Origin of the sequence: Dietzia sp. DQ11-38-2, from assembly GCF_014145055.1 — a bacterium.
GTDB lineage: Bacteria > Actinomycetota > Actinomycetes > Mycobacteriales > Mycobacteriaceae > Dietzia.
Genome location: NZ_JAALDW010000105.1, coordinates 1 through 5,112, shown reverse-complemented (window position 1 = coordinate 5,112; position 5,112 = coordinate 1). Strand labels below are relative to the sequence as shown.

Below are 5,112 nucleotides of genomic sequence, written 5' to 3'. Positions count from 1 at the left end.
GCTCGAGTGGCAGGACCCGCGCGCGGAAAGTCCAGGTCTCGGACCCCGCGCGCACCTCGTACACCCCGGGCACCGCCGTGGCCTGCGGGGTGAGTAGCCGCTCGTGGGAGAACTCGGCCAGCGCCTTGGCGCACAGGTGACGGTGCGCCCGGCGCATCGCGTGGCCGGAGAGATGCGCGTGAGGTGCGGCGCCGGGTGATCGAGTGGACGACGGTACGGGCCGCGTGGTCCGGCCGATCTCCGAGTCGCGGAAGTCGTCGAGCTCGCAGAAGGAGAGCAGAGCGGTCTTGTCCGGCAGGCGGAGCGGCCCGTCCTCCCGGAATCCCGCGCGGGCGTTGAGCCGGTGGACGGCGGTGTTGTCGATGTCCGGTTCCACCACGATGCGCCGGGCACCCAGCGGCCCGAAGGCGGTCTCGCAGATGGCGCCGATCACGGCGGCGGTGGTGCCCGGAACGGGGGTCCGCGACGGTGCGACCAGCAGGTGCATGCCCAGGTCCCCGGGTTGATGGGGGTACTTTCCGTCGAGCTCGACCGCGGCCGGGTCGTAGAACACTGCCAGCCCCGCCCGCAGCCCGTCGATACGCACCATTCGGACCTGTCGGTGCCGGCTCGACTGCCAGTCGTGGAAGAACTCCGAGATCTGTCCGGGTGTCATGTGTCGCATGCCCCAGTAGGCCGATCCGGGATGGGAGAGCCACGCGTGGAGTGTCCCGGTGGTGTCGGGGTCCGTGGGCAGGCTCGCGAGCGAGACGAGTCCGGCGGGCGTACTGACGGTGTGGGTCATCGGGTCTCCTGGGCCTGCTGGTCGGCGGGGGTGCGTCGTCCGGCGGGCGCGTCGGTCCGCGCCCGGTCGGCATCGCGGGCCCCTGGGATCTCGTCGGCCGGGGGGCCGAACCGCTGGAACGCGATACGTGACTCGACGGGGTATACCTCGCGACCGGTCACGGACCGCAGGATGATGCTGTTGCGCATCGCCCCCATCCCGAGGTCCGGCGCGCTCAGGCCGTGGGTGTGCTCCTCCGCGTTCTGCACGTGGATCCGCCGGTGAGCGAGGTCGATGGTGTGGTCCCGTGCCACCCGGTATCGGCGGGGCCGACCCTCGCGGCTCTGTTCGGGACCGGGGTCCTCCCAGTCGATCTCCGAGGCGATCCCGTCGAGGAACCGCGGGGTGGTGGGTGAGTACCCCGTGGCCATCACCAGCCCCTGGGTCTGGTGCGTCCAGGTCCGCGCGGTGTCTGTGCAGCGCAGGTCCAGTCGGATGTGCGAGCCGACGGGGGTGGCGCCCTCCAGGGCGGTCGCCGCCACCAACAAGCCGGTGTCCAGCCCGTGGGCGGACCGGCGGTAGAGCAGGTCGTGGATCTGGTTGATCAATTCGGCGTCGATGCCCTTGTAGAGCGAGCGCTGGTCGCGCAGCATGCGGTCACGCGTCCCGGCGTCGAGTCCGTGGAAGTGGTCGATGTACTCCGGGGACGTCATCTCCAGTGTGAGCTTGGTGTATTCCATGGGGAAGAACCGCGGGGAGCGGGTGATCCAGTCCACGCGGGGCCCGGAGTCCCCCGGCGTGGCCAGCAGGTCCTGGTAGATCTCGGCGGCCGACTGGCCGCTGCCCACGACGGTCACCGAGTCGAGCTCGAACAGCTCCTCGCGCCGGTGCAGGTAGTCGGCGGCGTGCAGCGCGACACGTCGGCCCGAGTGAGCGGAGGCGCCGTCGAGCGAGTCCGTGTCGACAGGCGACCACGGGCTGGTGCCGATCCCCAGTGCGAGGTGCCGGGCGCGGTAGGTCTCCGTGCCGTCGGAGGTGATCGCGGTGACCCGGTAGACGGGTCCGTCCTCGTCGTCGGTCCCTCCGTCCGGTCCGCCCCCGGCGCCCTGTGACTTCTCGCGCCGGACGTCGACCACCTGCCGTCCCCACCGAAGTCCACCCACCCGTTCGGAGGCCCAGCGACAGTACGCGTCGTACTCCGCGCGCAGGGGCTGGAAGTTCTCGCGGATGTAGAACGGATACAACCGGCCCACCTGTTTGAGATAGGACAGGAACGAGTACGGCGAGGTGGGGTCGGCCAGCGTGACCAGATCGGCCAGGAACGGCACCTGGATGGTCGCGTCGTCGAACATGAGTCCGTGGTGCCACGCGAAGCCCTCGCGGGAGTCGAGGAAGACGGCGTCGATCTCCAGCGGTTCGGCCAGGCACGCCAGCCCGAGGTTGAACGGACCGATGCCCACGCCCAGCAGGTCGTGGATCCCCCCGCTCATGACAGCACCCCCGCGGTGGTGGCCTGGCGCATCCCGTCGGCCAGGTACCGGGCGGCCTCGCGGACGTCGGCGAGTACGGCCGCCACGTCCTGGTCGGACAGCTCCGGGTCCAGGATCGTGAGTTTGAGGCACGGTCGGCCGTCCACCACCGTCGCCGCGACCACCGACCGTCCCTCGGCGAACAGCGCGTCCCTGACGGGGCGGACCAGGGCGTCGGACTCGTCGGGGTCACACCCCTCGGGCCGGGGGCGGAACAGGACGGTCGACAGTGCCGGCCTGCGAACCAGCTCGAGGTCGGGCTCGGAGTCGATGGTCCGACCGATCCGCCGGGCCACGTCGATCGCGTCGTCGAGCATGCGGCCGATCCCGTCGGCGCCGAGAACGCGCAGCGTCATCCAGAGCTTCAAGGCGTCGAAGCGGCGGGTGGTCTGCAGGGACTTGTCCACGGCGTGATCGTCACCGTCCGCGGGGTTGAGGTAGTCGGCGCTGACGGTGGAGTGGCGGAAGCCCGAGCCGTCCCTCAGGAGAAGAGCTGATGCGGCCACCGGCAGGAAGAAGGTCTTGTGGAAGTCGACGGTCACCGAGTCGGCCAGCCCGATCCCGTCGAGCAGATCGCGGCGGGTGGGGGAGACCAGCAATCCGCCGCCGTAGGCGGCGTCCACGTGCAACCAGACGGCGCGACGGCGACAGACCAGTCCGACCTCCCGCAACGGGTCGATCGCGCCGTGGTCGGTGGTACCGGCCAGGGCGACGACGGCCGCGACCTCGTCACCGGCGTCCGCCACGGACGCCAGGGCGCGGTCGAGGGTAGCCGGGTCCATGCGGTCGCCGTGCCCGGGGAGGACGATCACCGCGTCCGGTGCCAGACCGAGCAGACGTGCGGCCTTGACCACGCTGAGATGTGCGTGCTCGCCGGTGACGATCCGCAGACGGGACAGACGCACACAACGGTCCGCGGGCGTGGTCCCCCCGGGGCCGGGGCGGGAGAGTCGATCCTCGCGTGCGGTGAACAACCCCTGGAGGTTGGACTGCGATCCGCCGGTGGTGAAGACGCCGTCCGGCGTGACCCGGTCCGGCCGGTCGAACTCGATCAGCTCGGCGACCCAGTCGACGAGTCTCTGTTCGATCAGGCATGCCGAGGTGCCCTGGTCCCACGTCTCCACGGCGGTGTTGACGGAGGTGGCGAGCGTCTCGGCGGCCAGCGCGGGGATCGTGACCGGACAGTTGAGGTGCGAGAGGTAGCGGGGGTGGTGGTACCCCACGGCGTGGTCGAGGTAGAGCGCACGCACCTCCACCATCGCCTTGTCGAGCGTCCCCAGCGGGGTCGACAGATCCACCGCCGCGGTCTGTGACGCGAGATGCGCGGGAGATGCGGACGAGCGCGGGGTGGTACGACCGTCGAGGTATCGACCGACCTCGGCGGTCGCCGCGGCCAGGGCGGCGGCGTGGTCCTTCCGGCTCCGGTGGCTCAACAGGTGTTCGTTCACGGGTGCTCCGAACTGATCGGGGACGTAGGTACCGGCGAACGTTATGAGGGTAGGCTAGCCTTATCAACACCGGAGTGATATGAATCACGTTGTGTAGCAGGCGAAGTGGGAATGTGGGAGTGCGGTCTTGCGTTTCGGCGCATCGTCACTCTACTGTTGCCCCGATAAGGTAAGCCAAGCCTAAGCGGCTTTTATCCATCGGAGACCCCATGAGTGCACTCACCGTCCGATCCCGTGTCCGGGCGGTCGACGCCCCCGATCGCGCACGGGCCGTGCTGCTCCTGGCCGCGCTCCTCGCGACGCTGGCGGTGTTGGCCGGGTGCTCGACGGGTTCAGTGGGTGGATCGCAGGACTCGGCCACGGCGACCGATGTCGAGCGTGACGGGGAGTTCCCCCGCACCATCACCCACGCATACGGGCAGACGGAGATCACCGAACCGCCCCAGCGGGTGGCCACGATCTCCTGGGTCAACGCGGATGTCTCGCTGGCGCTGGGGGTGGTTCCGGTGGGCATGCCGCGGAACTCGTTCGGCGGCAACGCCGGTGGATCCACCGACTGGTTCGACGCCGAACTTGAGTCGGTGGGGGGCGAGATGCCGGAGTTGTACTCGGAGACGGACGGCATCAACACCGAGGCCATCGCCGCCCTCCAGCCCGACATCATCCTGGGTGTCTACTCCGGGATGACCGCCGAGGAGTACGAGACCCTGTCCAAGATCGCCCCCACCATCGCGATGCCGGAGGGCGACGTGGCCTTCGGCACCCCGTGGCAGGAGTCCACGCGCCTCATCGGCGAGGCGCTCGGCCGCTCGGAACGCGCCGAGGAGTTGATCGACGAGGTCGAGGGCCGGATCGCCCAGGTCGCTGACGACCATTCGGGTCTCCGGGGGACCACCTTCATCTACGGGACGGTCGACCCCGGCGCGGCGGAGAAGATCTATGCCTTCACCGACGTGGACAACCGGCCGCGTTTCCTCGAGCAGCTGGGCATGGTCCAGGCTCCCGTGATCTCCGAGGCCTCGACCGGGGCCCCCGACCAGTTCGCCGTGACATGGTCGCCTGAACGGGCAGACGAACTGGTCTCGGACATCCTCGTCACCTACGCCGCCTCGCCCGACGTCCGCGCCGCCATCGAGGCGGACCCGTTGCTGGGCCGCATCCCCGCGGTCGAGGCGGGTCGGATGGTGGTCCAGACGGACGAGCAGCAGGTGTTGTCCATCTCGGCCGCGTCGCCGCTCAGCCTGCCCTGGGCGCTCGACAACGTGGTGCCGGAGATCATCACCGCCGCGGAGCAGAACTGACAGATGCAGGTGACCGCGACGCGCCGTGACGGCCCCGCCACCGCGGGGCCGTCCGACGCCCCCGCGAGCCC

General features: G+C 70.0%; 4 protein-coding genes. 1 reads left to right on the top strand and 3 read right to left on the bottom strand.

Annotated features, from left to right (window positions below; translation table 11 throughout):
- The 3 genes from G6026_RS16940 to G6026_RS04075 form a co-directional block, all read right to left on the bottom strand.
- Window positions 1-784 (bottom strand): GNAT family N-acetyltransferase (locus tag G6026_RS16940; RefSeq protein WP_206682004.1); only part of this gene is annotated, 784 nt, incomplete at its 3' end.
- Complete coding sequence (locus G6026_RS04080) at window positions 781-2,253, bottom strand: SidA/IucD/PvdA family monooxygenase (protein WP_182612331.1); 1,473 nt, start codon at window positions 2,251-2,253, stop codon at window positions 781-783. The genes G6026_RS04080 and G6026_RS16940, both read right to left, overlap by 4 nt.
- Window positions 2,250-3,740 carry a pyridoxal-dependent decarboxylase gene (locus tag G6026_RS04075; RefSeq protein WP_182612330.1) on the bottom strand — a complete coding sequence of 497 codons (1,491 nt, stop codon included), beginning with the start codon at window positions 3,738-3,740 and terminating at the stop codon, window positions 2,250-2,252. Before G6026_RS04075 ends, G6026_RS04080 begins: the two co-directional genes overlap by 4 nt.
- 209 nt (window positions 3,741-3,949) lie before the next feature.
- Here G6026_RS04075 and G6026_RS04070 point away from each other — a divergent pair, with 209 nt between their 5' ends.
- Window positions 3,950-5,041, top strand: a complete 1,092-nt coding sequence (locus tag G6026_RS04070; protein WP_182612329.1) for an iron-siderophore ABC transporter substrate-binding protein — start codon at window positions 3,950-3,952, stop codon at window positions 5,039-5,041.
- Window positions 5,042-5,112 lie beyond the last annotated feature (71 nt).